Source organism: Streptomyces sp. GLSS-08 (assembly GCF_056387915.1).
The window spans coordinates 1-23,385 of sequence record NZ_JBWJAQ010000012.1 but is presented as its reverse complement, the minus strand read 5'-3'; the positions used below and the strand labels follow the sequence as shown (position 1 = coordinate 23,385).

Sequence of the window (23,385 nt, the reverse complement as noted above, 5' to 3'; positions counted from 1 at the left end):
GCTCTCAGTTCGCGTCGGGGGCGGGCGAGTCGGTGCCGCCCACCGCGTTGCTGTAGTCGTTGTGGATCCGGGACTGCACGGCGAAGCGGCCCGCGGACCAGCCGTAGGTGATCACCTCTTCGCTGGACGGATACGACACCGGGTCGTCCTTCCCGTACAGCTGCTGCGTGACCACCAGGTCACCCCGGTCGATCTCCGCGTAGACCGGGGGCGCCTCGGCCTTGAAGACGTTCCGGTAGCCGCCGTCCTGCGCGCGGTACACGTACGCACCGATGCCGACGGCATCGCCGCAGGTCATCACGTTCACCACGATGTCGTCCGCGGATCCTCCGGTCAGGTTCCCGTAGGACACGTCGACCGGGTACTCGTCGGCGACGCACGGCTTCAGATCGCGCTTGACCGCCGTGCTGACCTTCGGGTCGTCCTTGACGAGTTCGACGGCGTCGACGCGACCGGCCCGCCCGCTCGGCGTGGAGACCGGGGTCGTGGTGCCCGCGACCGAGTCGGCGCCCGCCGGGCCCTCGTCCCGGGCGCCGGTGCCGCCGGTGGCGCACGCCGAGGCGAAAAGGGTGAGGGCGGCGAACACGGCCGTCGCCGTGATCACCGCCTTGGAGGCCCCACCGGGCCCGGTGGCCCCTGAATCTAGGCCGCGCAACGCTCCCGCTCCTCACGTTCGAGCGCACGGGCGGTGCGCTCTTCCCGGTCCCGGCTCTCCAGCTCCTCGCGGAGCCGGGCCAGCGCCCGGTGCAGGGTGCTCTTGACCGTTCCGGCCGACATGCCGAGGGCGGCGGCCGTCTCCTCCGTGGACATCTGCTCCCAGTGTCGCAGCACGACGACACTGCGCTGCTTGGGAGCCAGCACCTTCATGATGTCCATCAGCAGGGCGCGGTCCGCGTGCTGCTCGGTGGCGTCCTCGACGCTCGCGTCCGGAAGCTGCTCGGTGGGCACCTCTTCGAGCTTGCGGGCCCGCCACCACTCGGTCCGCGTGTTGATCATGACGCGGCGCAGATAGGCGTCGGCCAGCCGCTTGTCCGCGATGCCGTCCCACCGGCCGTACGTCCGGACGAGCGCGGTCTGCAGCAGGTCCTGGGCGTCGACCGGGTCGGGGACCAGGCGGCGGGCACTGCGCAGCAGCGCGTCCTGCCGGGTGCGGACGTACTCCTCGAACTCGAGCACCTCTCCCTGCGCCATGCTGACCGCCTCCATCCCCGTTGCCGGCCTCGATCGCTGCCGGCTGTCCGTCGCCTGCGTGCCGCTGTCCCCGCGGTACGGGAATGAAGCTACGGAGGCGTTGTCACGGGGTTGTCCGAAGCAGCCTGCGGCGAGCGCTCGGCTGTCCGTCGGTTGTGTAACGGAAGTAGGAGACGGGTAAGGGGAGGCGTCGAGTTGTCGGAGTTCGCGGGGATTTCAGCGGCCGGGAGCCTGTCGGGGACCCGTGGGTCCCTGTGACTCAGCCGAGCGGCAGCCGGTAGAGACCGCCCGGCATCGGCTCGACCAGCCCGTCGGCGACGAGACCGTCCAGGGCGCGGGCGCGCTGCACCGGCTCGTCCCACACGCGGTCGAGCGCCGCCTGCGGGACCGGCGTGAGGGCCTCCCGCAGGACGGCGAGGAGCCGCCCGCGGACCTGGCGGTCGGTCCCCGCGTAGGTCTGGCCGCGCCGCGGCGGTCCCTGGTGCTCAGGCTTCCCGGCCAGCCGCCAGGCGCACAGGGCGGCGACCGGGCAACGGTGACACGACTCGTTCTTCGCCGTGCACACCAGCGCGCCGAGCTCCATGGAGGCGGCGGCCCAGCGCGACGCCGTGCGCTCGTCCTCGGGCAGGAGGGCCCGGGCGAGCTTGCGCTCGGCGGCCGTCGTCGCGTTCGGCGGGTACTGCGTGCCGGTGACCGCGCGGGCGAGGACGCGCCGCACGTTCGTGTCCAGGACGGCGTGCCGCTGCCCGTACGCGAACGAGGCCACGGCCGCCGCCGTGTACTCGCCGATGCCGGGCAGGGCCAGCAGCTGGGCGTGCTCGGCCGGTACGTCGCCGCCGTGCCGTTCCGTTATGGCGACCGCGGCGCCGTGCAGCCGCAGGGCACGCCGCGGGTAGCCGAGCCGGCCCCAGGCGCGGACGGCCTCGCCCGGTGCCTCCCCGGCCAGGTCGGCGGGGCGCGGCCAGCGGGCCAGCCACTGCTCGTAGACGGGCAGCACCCGGTTCACCGGCGTCTGCTGCAGCATGAACTCGCTGACCATCACGCCCCAGGGGCCGGCGTCGGGACGCCGCCACGGCAGATCGCGGGCGTGCTCGTCGAACCAGTCGATGACCGGCTCGTGCAGGGATTCACCGGCGGCGCCGGGCGCCGCGGCGGACGGAGTGCTGGGCGTGGGCAAAGTGGGTGCAGTCATGACGGAACCGATCCTGCCACGGGGGAGTGCCCGGCAGCGGCCAGCCACGGGGGTGGGTCGTAAGACCCGACGATCGGCACAGGCGTGCCCCGGCCGGTCCGCGGAGGAGTTGATCGTTACGGAGGGTGTGCGAAAGCCCGTTCTCGTCACGTACTGCGACCGGCGGAGCCTCGGCGCGGCGGAAGCGGGGGTGTTCGGCGCCCTACCGGGATGATGATCCGGAAAAGTTGCCGCTCCGGGCGGCGGGTGGCGCAAGGTAAGGGGACGATCTCTCGTACAGTTTGCGCCGTGGGATCTCTGCGCAATCCGGTCGGGCCGCTTCCCTCCTCCATCTACTGGCGACGGAGGGCCGTTCTGCTGTCCGTGGTCGGCTTGTTGGCGCTCCTCGTCCTGTGGGTGATCGCCTCCGGCGGCGGAGGCGGCAACAACAACGGGGACGGTTCCAACGGGAAGAACCCGGCCCCCTCGATCACCCCGGGGCCCTCCAGCTCCGGGCCCGCCATCAGTCAACACCCGGGCGGGCGTGACGAGTCGAGCGGTCCGGGCGACGCCGGCGACGGGGGCGGCGGCTCCGGATCGGACGGCGGCGCCGGCTCGGCCTCCGGGGGCGGCGAAGGTTCCGCCGGTTCCGCGGGGGGATCCGGCAGCGGGTTCAAGGACGGCGGGTCGGGCGAGCAGCTCCCGGCCGGATCCGGACTCCCCAACTGCACCGGCGGAGCGGTCAAGTTGACGCTGCGCAGCGTCCACAACACCTACGCGCCCGGCAGGAAGCCGGCCATCGAGCTGACCGTCAAGAACTCCGCCTCCGGCGCCTGCAAGGTCGATCTCAGCCCGAAGAACACCGTTCTGACGATCACTCAGGCGGGCGGCGACGACGCCTTCTGGTCCTCGAAGGACTGCCCCAAGGGGTCCGCCGGCCTCCTCCTGCGCGTCCCGGCCGGCGGGCACGTGACCCGCACCCTGGAGTGGGACCGCAAGGCGAGCGCCCCCGAGTGCGCGACACCTCCGGCGGGTTCGGCGTCCGCCGGCACCTACCTGGTGGAGGCGAAGGCGCCGGGCCTGGCGAAGGCGCAGACGTCCTTCGTGCTGAAGAAGGACTGACGGGACGGGAGCCCAGGGGCGCTTCGGCCCCCGGGCGGAGCTTCGCGGCCCGGGGCCGAGGGGCCCCGGGCCGCGCGAGGATCGACGACTGCGCCAGGCGCGAGAGGCCCTAGACGTACCGCTCGAGGATCGACGACTCCGCCAGGCGCGAGAGGCCCTCGCGGACGCTGCGGGCGCGCGCCTCGCCGACCCCGTCGACCGTCTGCAGGTCGTCGACGCTCGCGGCGAGCAGCTTCTGCAGGCCGCCGAAGTGCTCCACGAGCCGGTCGATGATCGCGCCGGGCAGCCGCGGCACCTTCGCCAGCAGCCGGAAGCCGCGCGGCGAGACCGCCGAGTCGAGGGCTTCCGGGGAGCCGGTGTAACCCAACGCCCGGGCCACCGTCGGCATTTCCAGCAGCTCCGCGTGCGACAGCGCGTCCAGCTCGGAGAGCGCCTCGTCGACCGTGCGCGAACGCTTGGCGGTCGGCTCGGGCACGTAGTCCCGCACGACGAGTTCGCGCTCCGGCTCCACGCCGGCGATCAACTCGTCGAGCTGGAGCGCCAGAAGACGGCCGTCCGTGCCGAGCTCGACCACGTACTCGGCGATCTCGGTGGCGATCCGGCGCACCATCTCCAGCCGCTGGGCCACCGCCGACACGTCCCGGACGGTGACCAGGTCCTCGATCTCCAGCGCCGACAGCGTGCCCGCGACCTCGTCGAGACGGAGCTTGTAGCGCTCCAGGGTGGCGAGGGCCTGGTTGGCGCGGGAGAGGATCGCCGCGGAGTCCTCCAGAACACGGCGCTGACCGTCCACGTACAGGGCGATCAGCCGCATCGACTGGGAGACCGAGACGATCGGGAAGCCGACCTGCTTGGAGACCCGGTCCGCGGTGCGGTGGCGGGTGCCGGTCTCCTCGGTCGGGATGGTCGGGTCGGGCACCAGCTGCACGCCGGCCCGCAGAATCTTGGTGATGTCCTTGTCGATGACGATGCCGCCGTCGAGCTTGCACAGCTCGCGCAGTCGGGTCGCGGTGAACTCGACGTCCAGGACGAAGCCGCCGGTACACATCGACTCGACGGTCTTGTCCCAGCCGAGCACGATGAGTCCGCCGGTGTTGCCGCGGAGAATCCGCTCGAGCCCGTCGCGCAGCGCCGTGCCGGGTGCCACGGCGCTGAGCGAGGCGCGCATCAGGCCATCGGCACCGGAGCTCCCACCGGACTTTCCGGGAGCTGCTGCCCGGTCGTTGGCTGCCACTGCACTCCTCCGGTCGCGGGTTTCCGGTCGCCCTCGGTTCGTACGGACGGGCGAGACCTGGGCAAAGTCTACCGGCGCTCTCCGTCCTCCCGTGGGGCCTCTTTCCGACGGGAGCGCGGAAGGACGCGCAGGGCGTCGCCCATGTCGGCCACTTCGACCACCTTCATACCGGGCGGAATCCTGCCCGGGTCGGTCGGGACGAGGGCGTGCGTGAAGCCCAGGCGGTGCGCCTCGGCCAGCCGTCGCTGGACGCCCGTCACCCTTCTGACCTCGCCCGCGAGCCCCACCTCACCGATCGCGACGAGGTTCTTCGGGAGCGGGGTGTCACTCGCCGCGGAGGCCAGCGCGAGCGCGATCGCGAGGTCCGCGGCGGGCTCCGAGAGCTTCACGCCGCCGACCGTCGCGGAGTAGATGTCCCGCTTTCCGAGAGCGGTGATCCGGCCGCGCTGCTCCAGAACGGCGAGCATCATCGACACCCGGGAGGTCTCCAGGCCCGAGGTCGTGCGGCGGGGAGAGGGGATCTGCGAGTCGACGGTCAGTGCCTGCACCTCGGCCACCAGCGGGCGGCGGCCCTCCAGCGTGACGGTCAGGCAGGTGCCCGGGACCGGCTCGGCGCGGCGGGTGAGGAAGAGGCCGGAGGGGTCGGCGAGACCCGTGATGCCCTCGTCGTGCAGCTCGAAGCAGCCGACCTCGTCCGTCGTGCCGTAGCGGTTCTTGACGCCGCGTACGAGACGCAGGCGCGCGTGCCGGTCGCCCTCGAAGCTCAGGACGACGTCCACGAGGTGCTCCAGCAGGCGCGGTCCCGCGATCGCGCCGTCCTTGGTGACGTGACCCACCAGCAGGGTGGACATCCCGCGGTCCTTCGAGGCGCGGATCAGGGCGCCCGCCACCTCGCGGACCTGGGCCATGCCGCCGGGTGCGCCGTCGATCTCGGGGGAGGCGACGGTCTGGACGGAGTCGAGGATCAGCAGCGACGGCTTGACGGCGTCCAAGTGGCCGAGGACCGCGGCCAGGTCGGTCTCCGCGGCGAGATACAGGTGGTCGTCGATCGCCTTGATGCGGTCGGCCCGCATCCGGACCTGGCTCGCCGACTCCTCACCGGTCACGTACAGCGTGCGGTGCTCGTCGCTCGCCGACTTGGCCGCCACGTCCAGGAGCAGCGTGGACTTGCCCACACCCGGTTCGCCCGCGACGAGGACGACGGCGCCGGGGACCAGGCCGCCGCCGAGGACGCGGTCCAGCTCGGGCACGCCGGTGCTGCGCGCGGTGGCCTGGCGGCCGTCGACCTGGCCGATGGGCACCGCGGACGTGGTGACCCGGCCCGCTGCCGTCGTACGGACCGCGGGCGTGCCGTACTCCTCGACCGTGCCCCATGCCTGGCACTCGGGGCAGCGGCCGAGCCACTTGGCCGTCTGCCAGCCGCACTCGGTGCAGCGGTAGGACGGCCGGTCCTTCGCGGTTTTCGTACGGGCAGCCATGGGGGGAACCGTAGCCGAGGCCACCGACAGTCCCCCGGCCGGTGCCGGGTCCCTCGCTGCCGGTGATCGCCGCCCGTGAGGGTGTGGGCCACGGGATGCGGGGCCGCTGTCCCCTTATGAGGGATCGTTTCACCCGTACGGATTAAATGTGCTCAAGGGGGAGGAAGGGGCCACCACTCGGCGCCTACGGTCGCACGGGTGAAGAGCAGCAGTCCGGAGACCTCGACGCACACCACCGGCGCGCACCGGGCGCACCCAGACGCTCGCAAGCGGGTGACAGCTCCCCGCGGCGCCTCGAACCGCCCCCCGGCGCATCGCCCTCCCGCGCGCTACGAGCCCTATCTGGACGGCCTGTTCACGTACTGCCTGTCCGTGCTCTGCGACCACGACGCGGCGACCGCGGCACTGGGCGACGTCCTGGTGCTCGCCGAGCGCCGGGGGGCGCGCGGACCGGACTCCGCGGACGACCGCAGGGCGTGGCTGTACGCACTCGCGCGCTGGGCCTGTCTGCGCAAGCTCGCCGAGAACCGGCGCCGGCGTCAGGCGGCGCACGCCTCCGGCGGACGCGTGACCCACCGGGATGGCGCCCACCGGGATGGCGCCCCCAGGAGGGACGCTCTCAAGGAGGCCGCCGACCGGCGCGCGGCCGAGGTGGTGAGCCGCTCGGTCCCCGAGGAGGTCCAGCGGCAGCGCCGGCGCGAACTCGCCCTGCTGGCCTGGCCGGAGGCCGCCGGCACCACGCCCGAGCAGCGTGAGGCGCTCGAACTGGCCGTGCGCCACCAGCTCGCCGCCCACGAGGTCGCCGCGGTCCTCGGGATGGACCCGGCGGCCGCGCGGGAGCTGCTCGCCACCGCCGCCTGCGAGGTGGAGCGCACGCGCGCCGCCCTCGCCGTCGTGGAGACCGGCACCTGCCCGAGCGTCGCCCGCCTCACCGGCGACCACCAGCTCGTCCTGAGCACCACCCTGCGCCGTGAACTCGTCCGGCACGTCGACGACTGCCCGCGCTGCCGCCGTACCGCCGAGCGCGCGGTGCCCGGCGCCTGGCCGGGGACCAGCGTCACGCCCGCCGCGCTCCCCGTCCTCGAGGCACCGCGGGCGGCCCTGCACCTCGCGGCGGTCCCGCGCGCGCGAAGTCACGGTCCGCGGTTCGACCGGCGGGGCTTCCCGATGGACCCGAAGGACCACGCCGCGCGCCGGGACCGGCTCCGCGCGCGTGCCGTCACGACCACCGTGGTCGCCACGGTCGTCGCCGCGCCCGTCCTCGCGCTGTGGGCGGCCTACCGGGGGGCGCCCCTCACCGGGGAGGGCACGGACGGCCGCCCGGTCACCGCGAACGAGGCGCACGGCCCCGACGGCCTCGGCGGCGACGGGTCCGGCTACGAGAACGCCGGGAACGCCAGCACCCGGCCCGACGGCCGTTTCTCCGGGGGCGACCGCTCGTCGGACGTCTCCGTGGAGGTCGTCAGCGCGAAGGCGGGCGGCGGGAAGAGCGCGGGAGAGCTAGGGGTGACGGCCGGGAACACCGGCGACACGACGCTCATCACCCTGACCGCGAGCGGGAGTTCACCGGTCCGCTGGTCCGCGTCCACGGGCGCCCCCTGGCTCTACCTGAGCCAGTCCTCCGGGACGCTCGAGCCGGGCGAGTCGCTGACGGTCAGGGTGTACGTCGACCATCTGCGGGAGCCGGCCGGCTCCTGGACCGCGCGGGTGGCGATCGCGCCGGCGGGAGCGGTGGTCACGATCACCGGATTCGGCACGGCGGGACCGTCGAACCCGGACCCGCGGCCGAGCCACCCGGTGCCGTCCGACCCGGGTCCGGGGCCCGGCACCCCGATCCCCTCCGCCCCCGACCCGACGCCCTCCGATCCCGGTCCGCGGCCGAGCGACCCGGCGCCCAGCGACTCGGCGAGCCCCGACCCGGGCGGCTCGGAGCCGCCGGGCGGGGGGCCGAGCCCGTCCTCGTAGCGGGCGGGGCTCAGCCCACGGGGTCCGCGGGATGCGGCGCCAACAGCGGGAGCTGCGAGGCGAGCCGCTCCTCGCAGAGCTCGACCAGCCGGTCGTATCCCGCCTTGCCCATCAGCTCGACCAGCTCCGGCCGGTACGAGACGTAGACGGGGTCGCCCGCGCCGTGCGCCGAGGTCGCCGACGTGCACCACCAGTGCAGGTCGTGGCCGCCCGGACCCCAGCCGCGGCGGTCGTACTCGCCGATGGACACCTGGAGCACGCGGGTGTCGTCGGGCCGGTCGATCCACTCGTACGTGCGCCGCACGGGCAGCTGCCAGCAGACGTCGGGCTTGGTCTCCAGCGGCTCGCGGCCCTCCCGCAGGGCCAGGATGTGCAGCGAGCAGCCCATGCCGCCCTCGAAGCCGGGCCGGTTCTGGAAGATGCACGACCCGTTGTACGGCCGGGTCTGGCGCTCGCCGTCCTCGTCCTCTGACACCCAGCCGGTCGCGGTGCCGATGTCGTGGTGCTGCCAGATGTCCGGCGTGAGCCGCGCCACGTACCCGGCCACGCGCTTCTCGTCGTCCTCGTCGGAGAAGTGCGCGCCCAGCGTGCAGCAGCCGTCGTCCGCGCGGCCGGCCTGGATGCCCTGGCAGCCGCTTCCGAAGATGCAGTTCCAGCGGGAGGTCAGCCAGGTCAGGTCACAGCGGAACACCTGCTCGTCGTCGGCCGGATCCGGGAATTCCACCCAGGCGCGGGCGAAGTCGAGCCCCTGTTCGTCCGCCTTCAGGAGCTTCTTGGACCTGGACGCCTTCGCCTGCGAAGGTTCCTTGGCCGATTTGTCGGGCTTCGCCTTTTTCGTCTTTGGCACCCGTCCAGGGTAAGTCGCCGGAGTCCGCTCCGGGCACTGCCATCCGCACGGCGGGCAGTAGCGTTCCGTACATGAGACTCGGTGTCCTCGACGTGGGTTCGAACACGGTGCATCTGCTGGTGGTGGACGCGCACCCCGGTGCGCGCCCGCTGCCCGCGCACTCGCACAAGGTGGAGTTGCGGCTCGCCCAGCTTCTCGACCCGGACGGTGCCATCGGCCCGGACGGCGTCGACCGGCTGATATCGGTCGTCCATGAGGCGATGCAGGCCGCCGAGGACAAGGGAGTGGAGGAGCTGCTGCCGTTCGCGACCTCCGCGGTGCGCGAGGCGAGCAACGCGGACGACGTGCTGTCCCGCGTGCACTCCGCGACCGGCGTCGAACTCCAGGTCCTGTCCGGCGCGGAGGAGGCCCGGCTCACCTTCCTCGCCGCCCGCCGCTGGTTCGGCTGGTCGGCCGGGAAGCTGCTCGTTCTGGACATCGGCGGCGGTTCCCTGGAGATCGCCTACGGGGTGGACGAGGAGCCGGACACGGCGGTGTCGCTGCCGCTGGGGGCCGGGCGGCTGACCGCCGGGTGGCTGCCCGGGGATCCGCCGGAGCCGGGCGCCGTCAAGTCCCTGCGCCGCCATGTGCGGGCGCGGATCGCCCGTAGCGTCGGCGAGTTCACCCGCCTCGGCGCTCCCGACCACGTGGTCGCCACGTCGAAGACCTTCAAACAGCTCGCCCGCCTGGCCGGCGCCGCGCGTTCCGCGGAGGGGCTCTACGTCCCGCGTGAGCTGAAACGGGAGTCGCTGGAGGGGTGGGTGCCGAAGCTCGCCGCCATGACCACCGGCGAGCGGGCCGGGCTTCCCGGCGTGTCCGAGGGGCGGGCCGGGCAACTGGTCGCCGGGGCGTTGGTGGCGGAGGCCACGATGGATCTCTTCGGGGTGGAGACGGTGGACATCTGCCCCTGGGCCCTCCGGGAGGGCGTGATCCTCCGCCACCTGGACCACATGCCCCCGACGTGAAGCCGGCCGGCGCCGGGGCGGAGCGGCGCCCCGGCCCCGACGGGACGCCGCCCACCCGGCACGACCTGCGCCCGCCTGCGCCTGCCGCCCCGGGTGGGTGGCCCGTACCGCAGCCGGCACGACCCGCACCCGCCTGCGCCCACCGCCCCGGTCGGCTGTCCGTGCCGCGATCGGCACGACCCGCACCCGCCCTCCGTCAGAAGGGGCCGTGCCGGTACATCAGATGCCCGTTGCAGGTCGGGCAGGAAGCGCCGGTCCACCCCCGTCACCAAGGTGCACGCCCGACATGCAACGGGCGGATGTACCGGCACGGCCCCGACCCACCCACCGCAGCCAAGGCGTCCCGCACCCCAGCGAGGGCGTCCCCGTACCCCAGCGAGGGCGTCCCCGTACCGCAGCGAGGGCGTCCCCGCACCGCAGCGAAGGCGCCCCGCACCGAAGCGAAGGCGCCCCGCACCGAAGCGAAAGCGCCCTCGCGCCCCAGCGAAGGCGCCCCACCCAAGGCGCCCCCGCCAGACACCCGCCCCGTACTCTGTCCCTCGTGGCAGAACCAGTGGTGCGCATCCCGGATGCGAAGGTCGCGCTGTCCACGGCCTCCGTGTATCCGGAGTCGACGGCGACGGCCTTCGAGATCGCCGCGCGCCTCGGCTACGACGGCGTCGAGGTCATGGTCTGGACCGACCCGGTCAGTCAGGACATCGAGGCCCTGCGCAGACTCAGCGACTACCACCGGATGCCGATCCTCGCGGTCCACGCCCCCTGCCTCCTGATCACGCAGCGCGTGTGGTCCACCGACCCGTGGACCAAGCTCCAGCGCGCCCAGGCCGCCGCGGAGAAACTCGGCGCCGGCACCGTCGTCGTACACCCCCCGTTCCGCTGGCAGCGCCAGTACGCCCGGGACTTCGTCGACGGCATCTGGCGGATGGCCGGCGAGACGGACGTCCGGTTCGCGGTCGAGAACATGTACCCCTGGCGCTACCGCGACCGCGAGATGCTCGCCTACGCACCCGACTGGGACGTGACGAAGGAGGACTACCGTCACTTCACCATCGACCTCAGCCACACCGCGACGGCCCGCACGGACGCCGTGGGGATGATCGACCGCATGGGCGACCGTCTCGGCCACGTCCACCTCGCGGACGGCAACGGCTCCAGCAAGGACGAGCACCTCGTCCCGGGCCGCGGCACCCAGCCCTGCGCCGAGGTGCTGGAGCGCCTCGCGACGACCGGCTTCGACGGCCACGTCGTCATAGAGGTCAACACCCGCCGCGCGATGTCCAGTGCGGAGCGCGAGGCAGACCTCGCCGAGGCCCTCGCCTTCACCCGGCTCCATCTCGCCTCGTCCGTCCGGGTCCCCCGGTCGTGACCGCGGCGGCCCCCGCCCCCCGCCGCCGCGGGCGCCCGTCCCGTACGGAGACGGCGGGCTCCCCGGCCACCCGGGAGGTCATCCTCGCCGCGGCCCGGGAGGAGTTCAGCGCGCGGGGCTACGAGAAGACGTCCGTACGGGGCATCGCCAGGACGGCGGGCGTGGACTCCGCGCTGGTGCACCACTACTTCGGCACGAAGGAACAGGTCTTCGAAGCGGCCGTCGAGGTCGCCTTCGCCCCCGCCCTGGACGCCCCGAACGCCGTCGAGGACGGCCCCCCGGAGGGCGTCGGGGAACGCCTCACCCGCTTCGTCCTCGGCGTCTGGGAGAACCCGGCGACCCGTGCGCCCCTGCTCGCGATCGTCCGTTCCGCGGTGAACAACGAGACCGCGGCGGCCGTCTTCCGCCGCCTGATCACCGCCCAGCTGATGCGCCGCATAGCCCGCCAGCTGGACGTCCCGGACCCGGAGCTGCGCGCCGAGCTGGCGGCGGCGCAGCTGGTCGGCGTCGCGATGCTGCGCTACGTGATCAAGGTGGAGCCGCTCGCCTCGGCGGACCCGGAACAGGTCATCGCCCGGATCGCCCCGGTCGTCCAGGCCCACCTCACCAGCCCCTGACGCATCCCGGACCGGCCCCCCACCCCCGGCCGGCCCCCTGCACCCGCTGCCCCGAACCGGGAACCGCCACCCGAGACACGCATCCCGCATTCCGGACACCCCGTCCGGATCCTGGAGCACCGGCGTAGGCTCGACGACAGTCATTACTCTCCGAAGGAGCGAGCGACGATGCCCCAGCTGAGGTCCCGCACAGTCACCCACGGCCGCAACATGGCGGGCGCACGCGCCCTTATGCGCGCCTCCGGTGTACCGGGCGCGGACATCGGCCGGAAGCCGATCATCGCGGTCGCCAACTCGTTCACCGAGTTCGTGCCGGGCCACACCCACCTCCAGCCGGTCGGCCGGATCGTGAGCGAGGCCATCACGGCGGCCGGGGGCATCCCGCGCGAGTTCAACACCATCGCGGTCGACGACGGCATCGCGATGGGGCACGGCGGCATGCTGTACTCCCTGCCCTCGCGCGACCTGATCGCGGACAGCGTCGAGTACATGGTGGAGGCCCACTGCGCCGACGCCCTGATCTGCATCTCGAACTGCGACAAGATCACCCCGGGCATGCTGATGGCCGCCCTGCGGCTGAACATCCCGACGGTCTTCGTCTCCGGCGGCCCGATGGAGTCCGGCCGCGCCACCCTCGTCGACGGCACGGTTCGCACGCTCGACCTGGTCGACGCGATCTCCGACGCGGTGAACGACAAGATCTCGGACGAGGACATCCTCCGTATCGAGGAGAACGCCTGTCCGACCTGCGGCTCCTGTTCCGGCATGTTCACCGCCAACTCGATGAACTGCCTCACCGAGGCCATCGGCCTGTCGCTGCCGGGCAACGGCTCGGTCCTCGCCACGCACACCGCCCGCAAGGGGCTGTACGAGGACGCCGCGCGCACGGTCATGGACGTCACGCGCCGCTACTACGAGCAGGACGACGAGTCGGTCCTCCCGCGCAACGTCGCCACCCTCGCCGCCTTCGAGAACGCCATGGCGCTGGACATCGCGATGGGCGGTTCGACCAACACGATCCTGCACCTGCTGGCCGCGGCCCAGGAGGCGGGCGTCCCCTTCGGCCTGGAGGAGATCAACGCGGTCTCGCGCCGGGTCCCCTGCCTCGCCAAGGTCGCGCCGAACGTCGCCAAGGACCGTACGTACTACATGGAGGACGTGCACCGTGCGGGCGGCATCCCGGCCCTGCTGGGCGAGCTGCACCGGGCCGGCCTGCTGAACGAGGACGTGCACTCGGTGCACAGCCCGTCACTGTCGGACTGGCTGAAGACGTGGGACGTGCGCGGCGGCTCCCCGTCCCCGAAGGCCGTCGAGCTGTGGCACGCGGCCCCCGGCTGCGTCCGCTCCTCCGAGGCCTTCTCCCAGTCCGAGCGCTGGGAGGCCCTCGACGAGGACGCCGAGAACGGCTGCATCCGCTCCGCGGAGCACGCGTACTCCAAGGACGGCGGCCTGGCGGTCCTCAAGGGCAACCTGGCCGTGGACGGCTGTGTCGTGAAGACGGCCGGCGTCGACGAGTCCATCTGGACCTTCGAGGGCCCGGCGGTCGTCTGCGAGTCGCAGGAGCAGGCCGTCGAGAAGATCCTGAACAAGCAGATCAGGGACGGCGACGTGGTCGTCATCCGCTACGAGGGCCCCAAGGGCGGCCCGGGCATGCAGGAGATGCTCTACCCGACGTCCTTCCTCAAGGGCCGTGGCCTCGGCAAGACCTGCGCCCTGATCACCGACGGCCGCTTCTCCGGCGGCACCTCGGGTCTGTCGATCGGTCACGCCTCGCCCGAGGCGGCGTCCGGCGGCACCATCGCCCTCGTCGAGGACGGTGACCGCATCCGGATCGACATCCCGAACCGCTCGATCGAACTGCTGGTCTCCGACGCCGACCTGGCGGCCCGCCGCGCGGCGCTGAACGGTGTGTACGCGCCGGTGGGCCGCGACCGGAAGGTCTCCGCCGCGCTGCGCGCCTACGCGGCGATGGCGACGAGCGCGGACAAGGGCGCGGTCCGGGACGTCTCGAAGCTGGGCTGACGCCCGCACCCGGGTGACGTTCGGCACCGGGTCCACGTGAAGGGGCCGCTCCTCGGGGGAGCGGCCCCTTCACGGCTCCCACCCCCCCGGACGGCGCGAGCCACCACCCCACAGCCCACCGCCCCGACATCCCCCGGTTCGCGCCCGCCGGGTTCCCGGTCCGGACCCGTCTCGGCCCGGGCCCGCCGGGTTCCCGGTCCGGACCCGTCTCGACCCGGGCCCGCCGGGCTCCCGGCCGGGACACACCTCGGCATCGCCTGCCGAGCTCCCTGCCCCGGACACACGTGGGTCCGCGCCCGCCGGGCTCCCGGCGCCGACACATCTCGGTCCGCGCCCGCCCGGCTCCCGGCCCGCGCCCGCCCGGCTCCCGGCCCGGGCACGTCCCGGCTCACCCCGGGCGTCCCGCTCACCACCCCGCCGGGTCGTTCCCCGCCACCGCGAACACCGTTCCGTCGGGCGCGCTCGCGTACACGCGTCCGCCCGCCACCGAGGGCGCCGGGAGCTGCGCCACGACCCGGTCGGACCGGGCGCCGAGCCGGATCGAGGTCTGGCCGACGAGCCGGCCCACGCGGCTGTCCACGGCGAGCAGCCGCCCGTCGGCCGAGGTGAAGTACACGTGCCGGGCGTCGGCGACGGGTGCCGAGCCCCGGCTGGCCGACGTCTCCAGCCGCCACCGCTGTTTGAGCGTGTCCAGGTCGACGGCGACCATCCCGCCACCGGTGGCCAGCAGATGGACGGTGTCCCCGCGGACGGTGGCCTGGGCCTGCGGGAGCGCCACCGGGAGAGCGACCCGGCGCGATGTCTCAGTGCGCGGGTCGTACCTGACCAGGGCGTTCGTCTCACCGTTCAGGTCGTCGGCGGTGAGGACCAGGGCGCCGTGCCGGGTGCCGGCCGGGGTCAGCCGCCCCGCCAGCCGGGTGTCCCAGCGCACCGCCCCGGTCCCGGGGTCCACCGCGGTGACGTGCGTACCGGACCCGTCGGCCGTCAGGCTCGTGGCGTACGCGGGCCCGCCGCCGGGGAAGGCGGCGACGGCCGGTGAGAGGTGCCCGGACAGCCGGTGGCGCCAGCGCTTGTGGCCGGAGGCGCCGTCGACGCCCGTGACGGTCCCGTCGGCATCGGTGAGCAGCACGGTGCCGCCCGCGTGCCCGACACCGCCGTACGCCGAGAGGTCCAGCTTCCAGCGCGTCCGGCCCGTGGCCGGGTCGAGCGCCTCGAGCCGCCGCCCCTCGTGGGTCACGACGTGCACCAGGCCGCCGGAGACGACCGGCGACGGGACCGGGCCGGCCCGCTCGGTGGACGTGTGCCGCCACAGCACCGTGCCGTCGGCCGGATTCAGCGCGGAGACCAGCCCGGGCTGCGCGCAGAACAGCTTGTCCGCCGCGTACGCGCACTGCGGCGTCCCGAAGGCCTCTCCGGAGGAATGCCCCCCGGGGGAGCCGTCGGTGCCGGTGGAGCCCGCCGGGTCGGACGCCGGCCGGGTGTCCCAGGTGCTGACGACCGTCGACGCGGGCTGCGGCCGGTCACCGCGGGGAGCGCCGCGGTCCTGGAAGACCAACTGGGTCGAGGCCAGTCCACCGCCCACGACCAGGGCGAGCGCTCCGACGGCGAGGAGCACCCGGTTACGCAGCCGCCCCGCGGAGCCGCGCACCGCGCCCGCCCCCCGGCCACTGCCGCCGGACGCGCCCTCCTCCCGACCGCCGTCGCCCCGCCCTCCTCGCCCGTCACCGTCACTGCCGCCCCAGCCACCCTCGCGGGCCGCGTCCACGGGACCGGAAGGCAGGGCCGCCCGCTGTGCCGGTATGAACGCCTGGGTGTCGTAGGAGGCGGCCACCGAGCGCAGTTCCTGCATCAGCTCGTCGGGGGTGGGCCTGTCCTCCGGCTCCTTGGCCAGACAGCGCTTGACGAACGGCGCGAGGTTCTCCGGCACACCGGTCAGGTCCGGCTCGTCGTGCACGACCTGGTACGCGACGACGTACGGGCTGTCGGAGTCGAAGGGGCCGCGGCCCGTGGCCGCGTGCACCATCACCGACCCCAGGGCGAAGATGTCCGCGGCAGGACCCACCTCCCGCGGACGCCGGAACTGCTCGGGCGCCATGAAGGGCGGCGTGCCGATCAACTTTCCCGTCTCGGTGTGCAGTTCGCTGTCCGACGGCCGTGAGATGCCGAAGTCGATGACCTTGGGGCCGTCCTCGGCGAGCAGGACGTTGCTGGGCTTGAGGTCGCGGTGGACGACCCCCACCCGGTGGATGTCCCGCAGCGCCTCGGCGAGTCCGGCCATCAGGCGGCGCAACTGACCGGTGGCCATGGGCCCGTTCCGCTTCACATGCTCGGCGAGGGTCGGCGCGGGGATGAACAGCGTGGCCATCCACGGACGTCCGCTGTCGGGGTCGGCGTCGACGACAGGCGCGGTGAACGCGCCGCTCACCCGGCGCGCGGCGGCGATCTCCTGCCGGAACCGCCCCCTGAACTCGGGGTCCCTGGCGAGTTCCGCGTGTACGACCTTCACCGCGAGGCGCAGCCCGGATTCGCTGCGGGCGAGATGGACGACGCCCATCCCGCCGGATCCGAGGCGATCCTCCAGGCGGTACCGGCCGGCGTACTCGGGAAGTTCCGCTTCCGCATCCGCTCCGGCGTTCGGCTGTGGCGCCATGGAACCCACCCCCGTGCTGTTCGTCCGCGCGCGACGCACGGAGCCTAGTCGATGCTTCGTGCGAGACAGAGGCGGCTTGCTAGCCTCCGCGTGCGACAGGCGAACAACTGTGCTTGGCGTGATGTCGACGGTCGTCCGCAGGACGGACGCGACATCCAGTCAGATTCATCCAGTCAGATTCAACGGGGGAGGCCTTCATGGCTGTTGACCGCATCGGGAGCACCGCGACCGAGAGAACGGAAACCGAGAGAACGGAAACCGAGAGAACGGAAACCGAGAGCACCGCGGCAAAGGCCGTGGTCACGACGGCGGCCGCGAGCACGGCGGAAGCGGCGCTGCAGTACTACGCGATCGCACCGGGCCGGACGGTCAACGTCCGCAGCGGTCCCGGCACCTCGTACCGCATCGTCCGGGTCCTGCCCGAGGGCTCGAGCGTGGCGATCTTCTGCCAGCGCCCGGGCGAGACGATCAGCGGCCCGTACGGGACGACGAGCATCTGGGACAACATCGCGAGCGGCGAGTACGTCTCGGACGCGTACGTGAAGACGGGCAGCGACGGCTACGTCGCGCCGCGCTGCGGCTGAACGCCGGTGCGCGGGGTTCGCGGGGGACCGGATCGCGGGGGCGATAATCGTCGCGTGAGCAGCGACGAGACCGGTACCCCCGCGGGCCCCCAGCCCGAGCCCATCCGTTTCTTCGGCACGACGTGGGTGGAGCACGACGGCGGCTACGCGGCCCGCCGGGTTGGTGTGGCCGCCGGCTCCCTCGCCGCCGCGGCCGCCGCCTGCTTCGTCCTGCGCTTCGCCTACCAGGGCCTGGCGATCGCGGATGTCGGCCGGGCCGTCACGCTGTTGGTCGTCGTGATGTTCGCGGTGTGCAGCGCGCTCGCCTTCCGCCACACGTGGGAGACCTTCGCCGAGCGCCCCGACCCCGACCGGCAGGCCTCGCTCCGCGGACTCCTCGCCGTAGGCTTCATCGGCTCCCTCTTCGCCTACTTCTTCCGCTCCCTCTCCGAGGCCCCGGGCGAGAGGCTCCACCGCGAGGAGTACGAGGCGGCCCGCACCCAGTACGAACGCCGCATGGAGCGCCGCACCCGCAACCCGTCCAGGAAGCGGCACGGCTAGCGCCCCGCAGCCCGTCCGGGAAGCGGCCGGCGCGCGCGCACTTCGGCCCGTCCGGCGTCCGAGGGCGAGTCCGTGGGCGACGCGGGGCCCGGGGGGCGAGGCCCCCGGGACGGGAAGGGACGGAGGGGGCGGAAACCCGTCGGCGCACCACCGGTCGGCACGAAATCACCTGCCCCTCCCGTCCCGCCCCGGCCACCATGACCGTATGGCCGCCCCCACACGCGACTCGGACCACGACTCGAACCCCACAGCCCACCCCTCCTCCCACCACACCCGGGCCCACTCCTTCAACGCCGCCGCCGCCCAGTACGCCGCGAACCGCCCCTCCTACCCGCCCGCCCTCCTCGACGCCCTCGAAGACCTGGCGGGCCGCCCCCTCGCCGGCGCCCGCGTCGTCGACGTCGGCGCCGGCACCGGCATCGCGACCGCGCTGCTGCGCGCGAGGGGCGCGGACGTGCTCGCCGTCGAGCCCGGCGAGGGCATGGCGGCCGAATTCCGCCGCACCCTCCCCGGCGTCCCGTTGGTCCGCGGCGACGGCAACGCGCTCCCGCTCGCCGCCGCCCGCGCCGACCTCCTCACCTACGCCCAGGCCTGGCACTGGACCGACCCGGCCCGCTCGGTCCCGGAGGCGATGCGGGTGCTGCGTCCGGGCGGCGTCCTCGCCCTGTGGTGGAACATGGACGCCCAGGACGTCCCGTGGATCGCCGCCCAGGCGGGCCGGGTGGAACGCCGCTTCGGGGCGGGCATCGGCAAGAAGAGCGGCGGCGGCCCCCGCGCCGAGCTGGCCTTCACCGGCGCCCCGCACGTCCCCGACTTCGCACACCGCCGGATCCGCTGGAGCCGCACGGTCCCCCTCGACACCCACCTCGCCAACATCGGCAGCCACTCGCTCTTCCTGGTCCTCGGCGAGGAGGGGACGTCGGCCTTCCTCGCCGAGGAGCGCACCCACCTCCTGGAGGTCTTCCCGGACGGACTGGTCGAGGAGGTCTACGACGTCATGCTGATCGTCGCCACCCGCTCGTGACCCCGGCCGACGGCCCCACCGGCCCCCGGCCCACCCCCCCCACCACACCGCCACGACCAGGCCGCGCGTCCACCCCGTGTGGTCAGCGCGGCGTCTGCGGCACGGCGGTCCCAGGCCTTGACGAGCGAGCACTCCGGCCCGCAATAATCATCACATGGTGAATATAAATCGGCGGCCGCCCGACCCCACCGCGCCCCCCGCCGTCCGCGCCGCAGGCCTCACCGTCGTACGCGGCACCCGTCAGGTCCTGCGCGGACTCGACTTCGCCGTACCCCGTGGACAGATCACCGGCCTGCTCGGCCCCTCGGGCTGCGGCAAGTCCACCCTGATGCGCGCGACCGTCGGCACCCAGGCCGGGGTGACCGGCACCCTCGAAGTCCTCGGCCGCCCCGCCGGCGACGCCGCCCTGCGCTCCCGCATCGGTTACGTCACCCAGGCCCCCTCCGTCTACGACGACCTGTCCGTCCGCCAGAACCTCGACTACTTCGCCGCGATCCTCGACCCCGGCCGGCCGGCCGCCGACCGACGCCACGAGCACGTCACCCGGGCCATCGCCGACGTCGACCTCACCGCACACGCCGACTCCCTCGCGGGCAACCTCTCCGGCGGCCAGCGCAGCCGCGTCTCCCTCGCCGTCGCCCTCCTCGGCACCCCCGAACTCCTCGTCCTCGACGAGCCCACCGTCGGCCTGGACCCCGTCCTGCGCCGCGACCTGTGGAGCCTCTTCCACTCCATCGCCGCCGACCGCGGCGCCACCCTCCTCGTCTCATCACACGTCATGGACGAGGCCGAGCGCTGCCACCGGCTGCTCCTGATGCGCGAGGGCAGGATCCTCGCCGGGGGCACCTCCCGGCCGGAGGCCGGGGGAGACACCCCCGACGCCCTTCGCGAGCGCACCGGCTCCGACACCGTCGAAGCCGCCTTCCTCCACCTGGTCGACGAGGCCGTCGCCGCCGGCCGGTGCACCCCCGCAGGCACCCCGCCCGCCACCGGCACCCCGGCCGCGAACGACGACCGGTCCGGCAAGGAGACCGCCCGATGAGCACCACCACGGCCACCCGCCCGGGCACGGACCCGGCGGCCCGCCCGAGCGCCGTCAACCTCTCCCGCACCACCGCGACCGCGACCCGCGTACTGCGCCAGCTCCGCCACGACCCGCGCACCATCGCGCTGATGATCCTCGTCCCGTGCGTGATGCTCCTGCTGCTGCGCTACGTGTTCGACGCCGACCCGCGCACCTTCGACTCCGTCGGCGCCTCGCTGCTCGGAATCTTCCCGCTCATCACGATGTTCCTGGTCACCTCCATCGCCACCCTGCGCGAACGCACCTCCGGCACCCTCGAACGCCTCCTCGCCATGCCCCTGGGCAAGGGCGACCTCATCGCCGGCTACGCCCTCGCCTTCGGTGCCCTCGCCATCGTCCAGTCCGCACTCGCCACCGGGCTCGCGGTCCGGATCCTCGGACTGGACGTCACCGGCTCGCCCTGGCTGCTCCTGCTGGTCGCCCTGCTCGACGCGCTGCTCGGCACTGCCCTCGGCCTCTTCGTCTCCGCCTTCGCGGCCTCGGAGTTCCAGGCGGTCCAGTTCATGCCGGCCGTGATCTTCCCCCAGCTCCTCCTCTGCGGCCTGTTCGCCCCGCGCTCCGACATGCACCCCGTCCTCGAAGCGATCTCCGACGTCCTCCCCATGTCGTACGCCGTCGACGGCATGAACGAGGTCCTCACGCACCCCGACTTGACGGCCGCCTTCGTCCGCGACGCCCTGATCGTCGCGGGCTGCGCCCTCCTGGTCCTGACGCTCGGCGCGGCCACGCTCCGCAGGCGCACGAACTGAAAGCCGCCACCCGCCGCGGCCGCACGACCCGGGAGGTGCCGGCCGGACGGCCCCCGTCCCGTCCAGCGGACAGCACGGCCCTCCCGGCACCCCGGGTGCGAGGATGGACACCGGACGACGCACCCCCGGAGGGCACCCGCACATGAGCCAGAAAGTCGCAGTCCTCGGTACCGGCAAGATCGGCGAGGCCCTGCTCAGCGGCATGATCCGCGCCGGCTGGGCCCCTGCCGACCTGCTGGTGACCGCCCGCCGCCCCGAGCGCGCCGAGGAACTCCACCAGCGCCACGGAGTCACCCCGGTCGGCAACATCGAGGCCGCCAGGACCGCCGACACCCTGATCCTCACGGTCAAGCCCCAGGACATGGGCACCCTCCTCGACGAGCTCGCCCCGCACGTCCCCGTCGGCCGCCTCGTCATCAGCGGCGCCGCGGGCATCCCGACCTCCTACTTCGAGGAGCGGCTCGCCGAGGGCACTCCCGTCGTCCGCGTCATGACGAACACCCCCGCGCTCGTCGACGAGGCCATGTCCGTCATCTCCGCGGGCAGCCATGCCACCGCCGAGCACCTCGCCCACGCCGAGGAGATCTTCGGCGCCGTCGGCAAGACGCTCCGCGTCCCCGAGTCCCAGCAGGACGCCTGCACCGCGCTCTCCGGCTCGGGACCGGCGTACTTCTTCTACCTGGTCGAAGCCATGACGGACGCGGGCATCCTGCTCGGCCTGCCCCGCGACAAGGCCCACGACCTCATCGTCCAGTCCGCGATCGGCGCCGCCGTGATGCTCCGCGACAGCGGCGAGCACCCCGTGAAGCTCCGCGAGAACGTCACCTCCCCCGCGGGCACCACGATCAACGCCATCCGCGAGCTGGAGAACCACGGCGTGCGCGCGGCCCTCATCGCCGCGCTGGAAGCCGCCCGCGACCGCAGCCGCGCACTGGCCTCCGGCAACAGCTGACCCCGGCCCCGGAGCCGGGGGCGCACCACCCCCGGCTCCGGACCCCTGCCCGTCGCCGGTCAACCGCCCGCAGGCAGCAACCCGATCGCCCGGTACGCCGCGTCGACCGTCGGCCGCCCCAGCTCTCTCGCCCGCTCCGCACCCCGCCGCAGCACCCCCGCCACATGGGCGGGGTCCGCGCACAACTCCTTGTGCCTCTCCTGGACGGGCCTCAGCAGTTCGACCACGGCCTCTGCGGTGTCCCTCTTCAGCGCCCCGTACGACGTGTACGACCCACTCAACGCCTCCGGGTCACCACCCGTGCAGCTCGCGAGGATCTCCAGCAGATTGGAGACCCCGGGCCGCTTCTCCGGGTCGTACGCCACGTCCTGCGCGCTGTCCGTGACCGCCCGCATCACCTTCCTGCGTACGGTGTCCGGCTCGTCGAGCAGATACACGACCCCCGGCCCGACGTCGTCGCTCTTGCCCATCTTCGACGTCGGCTCCTGCAGGTTCATCACCCGCGCCGCGACCTCGGGCCGGGTGGCCCGCGGCACCACGAAGGTGTGCCCGTACCGCTGGTTGAAGCGCACCGCGAGATCCCGCGTGAGTTCGACGTGCTGGGTCTGGTCGTCCCCGACCGGCACCTCGTCCGTCCCGTACGCCAGGATGTCCGCCGCCATCAGTACGGGATACGTCAGCAGCGACAGGCGCACACTCCCGCCGCGTTCCCGCTCCCGGGCGGCCTTTTCCTTGTACTGGATCATCCGCCGCATCTCCCCGTCGGTCGCGACGCACTCCAGCAGGTACGACAGCCGCGTGTGCTCGTCCACCTGACTCTGTACGAACACCGTGCACAGCTCCGGATCCAGCCCCGACGCCAGCAGCAGCGTGGCCGCCTGCCTGCTGAGCCTGCGCACCCGGGCCGGATCGTGGTCCACGGTCAGCGCGTGCAGATCCACGATGCAGAAGAGGGCGTCGGCCCGGTGCTGGTCGACCTCGGCCCACCGCCGTACGGCCCCCAAGTAGTTGCCCAGCGTCAGATGCCCGGTCGGCTTGACCCCGCTGAAGATCCGCGTCATCTCTCCACCTCCTGCTCGGGGCCGCCGCGACCGCCGGCCGGTCCTCCCGGAGGGAGACGCAAAAAACGGCCGCCGAGGCGGCGGCCGTTGGATGCATACGTGAGCACGGCCGCCCTCAGGCGGCCCACCACTGCTGGGTGCACGCATGCGTAGTCATGGGCCGAGAGTACGCCTCCGGGGCGCCCCAGGGATGGAGTTGACACGCCCCTGCCCCGTACGTAATGTTCTCCGGGCTGTCCGACGTGAGCGCCGACTCCGGTCGGTCCCCGGACGGCCATTCCGCAGCAAGCATCCAACGAACGACGTTCAGTCGTCGCGTCGTTTTCATGCGTGCTTGCGAAATGAGGAATCCGCGTTCGAAAGGACGCCGACCCGATTAGCTCGGGGGCCGAGATTCCGCTAAAGTCTCACTCGTCGGAACGGCCAAAAAGCCGGGAAGACAAGCCCCCTGACTGGGAATCAGGCCCGAGAGGATCTGGTAGAGTCGGAACCGCCGGAAAGGGAAACGCGAAAGCGGAAACCTGGAAAGCACCGAGGAAATCGGAGCCGGAAACGGTCTGATAGAGTCGGAAACGCAAGACCGAAGGGAAGCGCCCGGAGGAAAGCCCGAGAGGGTGAGTACAAAGGAAGCGTCCGTTCCTTGAGAACTCAACAGCGTGCCAAAAATCAACGCCAGATATGTTGATACCCCGTCTCCAGCATCAGCTGGGACGAGGTTCCTTTG

The 23,385-nt window shown here is 73.0% G+C and carries 20 protein-coding genes; 12 read left to right on the top strand and 8 right to left on the bottom strand.

Going from position 1 to position 23,385, the window contains the following annotated elements; all coding sequences use genetic code 11:
* Window positions 1–4: 4 nt before the first annotated feature.
* From AC0ZLC_RS21775 to AC0ZLC_RS21765, 3 genes are all read right to left on the bottom strand, one after another.
* Entirely contained in the window at window positions 5–655 is a 651-nt protein-coding gene (locus tag AC0ZLC_RS21775) for a hypothetical protein (protein WP_476753620.1), read from the bottom strand.
* On the bottom strand, window positions 643–1,191 hold the full coding sequence (locus tag AC0ZLC_RS21770) for a SigE family RNA polymerase sigma factor (RefSeq protein WP_358854851.1): 549 nt from the start codon (window positions 1,189–1,191) through the stop codon (window positions 643–645). Before AC0ZLC_RS21770 ends, AC0ZLC_RS21775 begins: the two co-directional genes overlap by 13 nt.
* A 259-nt stretch (window positions 1,192–1,450) precedes the next feature.
* A complete protein-coding gene (locus AC0ZLC_RS21765) occupies window positions 1,451–2,383 on the bottom strand; it encodes an HhH-GPD family protein (protein WP_388785664.1) in 933 nt (310 codons plus the stop codon).
* 288 nt (window positions 2,384–2,671) lie between these two features.
* Between AC0ZLC_RS21765 and AC0ZLC_RS21760 the strand changes: the two genes are divergently transcribed.
* A complete protein-coding gene (locus tag AC0ZLC_RS21760; protein ID WP_476753619.1) occupies window positions 2,672–3,484 on the top strand; it encodes a hypothetical protein in 813 nt (270 codons plus the stop codon).
* 109 nt (window positions 3,485–3,593) lie between these two features.
* Here AC0ZLC_RS21760 and disA read toward each other — a convergent pair whose 3' ends face one another.
* Both disA and radA read right to left on the bottom strand, forming a co-directional pair.
* Window positions 3,594–4,718, bottom strand: coding sequence for a DNA integrity scanning diadenylate cyclase DisA (gene disA / locus AC0ZLC_RS21755; protein WP_358854854.1), 1,125 nt, complete (start codon window positions 4,716–4,718; stop codon window positions 3,594–3,596).
* Window positions 4,719–4,786: 68 nt separating this feature from the next.
* Window positions 4,787–6,196 (bottom strand): DNA repair protein RadA, encoded by a 1,410-nt coding sequence (gene radA / locus AC0ZLC_RS21750; RefSeq protein WP_476753618.1) that lies wholly within the window; start codon window positions 6,194–6,196, stop codon window positions 4,787–4,789.
* Window positions 6,197–6,394: 198 nt separating this feature from the next.
* On the opposite strand from radA, the gene AC0ZLC_RS21745 reads away from it, so the two are divergent.
* Complete coding sequence (locus AC0ZLC_RS21745; protein ID WP_476753617.1) at window positions 6,395–8,161, top strand: BACON domain-containing protein; 1,767 nt, start codon at window positions 6,395–6,397, stop codon at window positions 8,159–8,161.
* Between the two features lie 10 nt (window positions 8,162–8,171).
* Here AC0ZLC_RS21745 and AC0ZLC_RS21740 read toward each other — a convergent pair whose 3' ends face one another.
* The gene (locus tag AC0ZLC_RS21740) at window positions 8,172–9,008 is read right to left on the bottom strand and encodes a DUF3109 family protein (RefSeq protein WP_476753616.1); all 837 of its coding nucleotides are present in this window, start codon (window positions 9,006–9,008) and stop codon (window positions 8,172–8,174) included.
* Window positions 9,009–9,079: 71 nt separating this feature from the next.
* Between AC0ZLC_RS21740 and AC0ZLC_RS21735 the strand changes: the two genes are divergently transcribed.
* The 4 genes from AC0ZLC_RS21735 (at window position 9,080) to ilvD (ending at window position 14,017) form a co-directional block, all read left to right on the top strand.
* Window positions 9,080–10,012, top strand: a complete 933-nt coding sequence (locus AC0ZLC_RS21735; protein ID WP_476753615.1) for a Ppx/GppA family phosphatase — start codon at window positions 9,080–9,082, stop codon at window positions 10,010–10,012.
* Between the two features lie 541 nt (window positions 10,013–10,553).
* The gene (locus tag AC0ZLC_RS21730) at window positions 10,554–11,378 is read left to right on the top strand and encodes a sugar phosphate isomerase/epimerase family protein (protein WP_476753614.1); all 825 of its coding nucleotides are present in this window, start codon (window positions 10,554–10,556) and stop codon (window positions 11,376–11,378) included.
* Window positions 11,375–11,995, top strand: coding sequence for a TetR/AcrR family transcriptional regulator (locus AC0ZLC_RS21725; RefSeq protein WP_476753613.1), 621 nt, complete (start codon window positions 11,375–11,377; stop codon window positions 11,993–11,995). The genes AC0ZLC_RS21730 and AC0ZLC_RS21725 overlap by 4 nt, the downstream gene beginning before the upstream one ends.
* Window positions 11,996–12,163: 168 nt before the next feature.
* Entirely contained in the window at window positions 12,164–14,017 is a 1,854-nt protein-coding gene (ilvD, locus tag AC0ZLC_RS21720) for a dihydroxy-acid dehydratase (RefSeq protein WP_476753612.1), read from the top strand.
* Between the two features lie 406 nt (window positions 14,018–14,423).
* Here the strand turns inward: ilvD and AC0ZLC_RS21715 are convergent, their stop codons facing one another.
* Window positions 14,424–16,667: a serine/threonine-protein kinase gene (locus AC0ZLC_RS21715; RefSeq protein WP_476753611.1), complete on the bottom strand. Its 2,244-nt coding sequence runs from the start codon at window positions 16,665–16,667 to the stop codon at window positions 14,424–14,426.
* 197 nt (window positions 16,668–16,864) lie between these two features.
* Here AC0ZLC_RS21715 and AC0ZLC_RS21710 point away from each other — a divergent pair, with 197 nt between their 5' ends.
* The 6 genes from AC0ZLC_RS21710 (at window position 16,865) to proC (ending at window position 21,600) form a co-directional block, all read left to right on the top strand.
* Window positions 16,865–17,251 (top strand): SH3 domain-containing protein, encoded by a 387-nt coding sequence (locus tag AC0ZLC_RS21710; RefSeq protein ID WP_476753610.1) that lies wholly within the window; start codon window positions 16,865–16,867, stop codon window positions 17,249–17,251.
* Between the two features lie 54 nt (window positions 17,252–17,305).
* Window positions 17,306–17,791: an EamA/RhaT family transporter gene (locus AC0ZLC_RS21705; RefSeq protein WP_476753609.1), complete on the top strand. Its 486-nt coding sequence runs from the start codon at window positions 17,306–17,308 to the stop codon at window positions 17,789–17,791.
* Between the two features lie 205 nt (window positions 17,792–17,996).
* Window positions 17,997–18,815: a class I SAM-dependent methyltransferase gene (locus tag AC0ZLC_RS21700; protein WP_476753608.1), complete on the top strand. Its 819-nt coding sequence runs from the start codon at window positions 17,997–17,999 to the stop codon at window positions 18,813–18,815.
* A gap of 154 nt (window positions 18,816–18,969) precedes the next feature.
* Entirely contained in the window at window positions 18,970–19,857 is an 888-nt protein-coding gene (locus AC0ZLC_RS21695; protein WP_476753607.1) for an ABC transporter ATP-binding protein, read from the top strand.
* Window positions 19,854–20,648, top strand: coding sequence for an ABC transporter permease (locus tag AC0ZLC_RS21690; RefSeq protein ID WP_476753606.1), 795 nt, complete (start codon window positions 19,854–19,856; stop codon window positions 20,646–20,648). Before AC0ZLC_RS21695 ends, AC0ZLC_RS21690 begins: the two co-directional genes overlap by 4 nt.
* 142 nt (window positions 20,649–20,790) lie before the next feature.
* Window positions 20,791–21,600 carry a pyrroline-5-carboxylate reductase gene (gene proC / locus AC0ZLC_RS21685; protein ID WP_476753605.1) on the top strand — a complete coding sequence of 270 codons (810 nt, stop codon included), beginning with the start codon at window positions 20,791–20,793 and terminating at the stop codon, window positions 21,598–21,600.
* A 59-nt stretch (window positions 21,601–21,659) separates the two neighbouring features.
* On the opposite strand, the gene trpS is transcribed toward proC, so the two are convergent.
* On the bottom strand, window positions 21,660–22,661 hold the full coding sequence (gene trpS, locus AC0ZLC_RS21680) for a tryptophan--tRNA ligase (RefSeq protein ID WP_476753604.1): 1,002 nt from the start codon (window positions 22,659–22,661) through the stop codon (window positions 21,660–21,662).
* Window positions 22,662–23,385 lie beyond the last annotated feature (724 nt).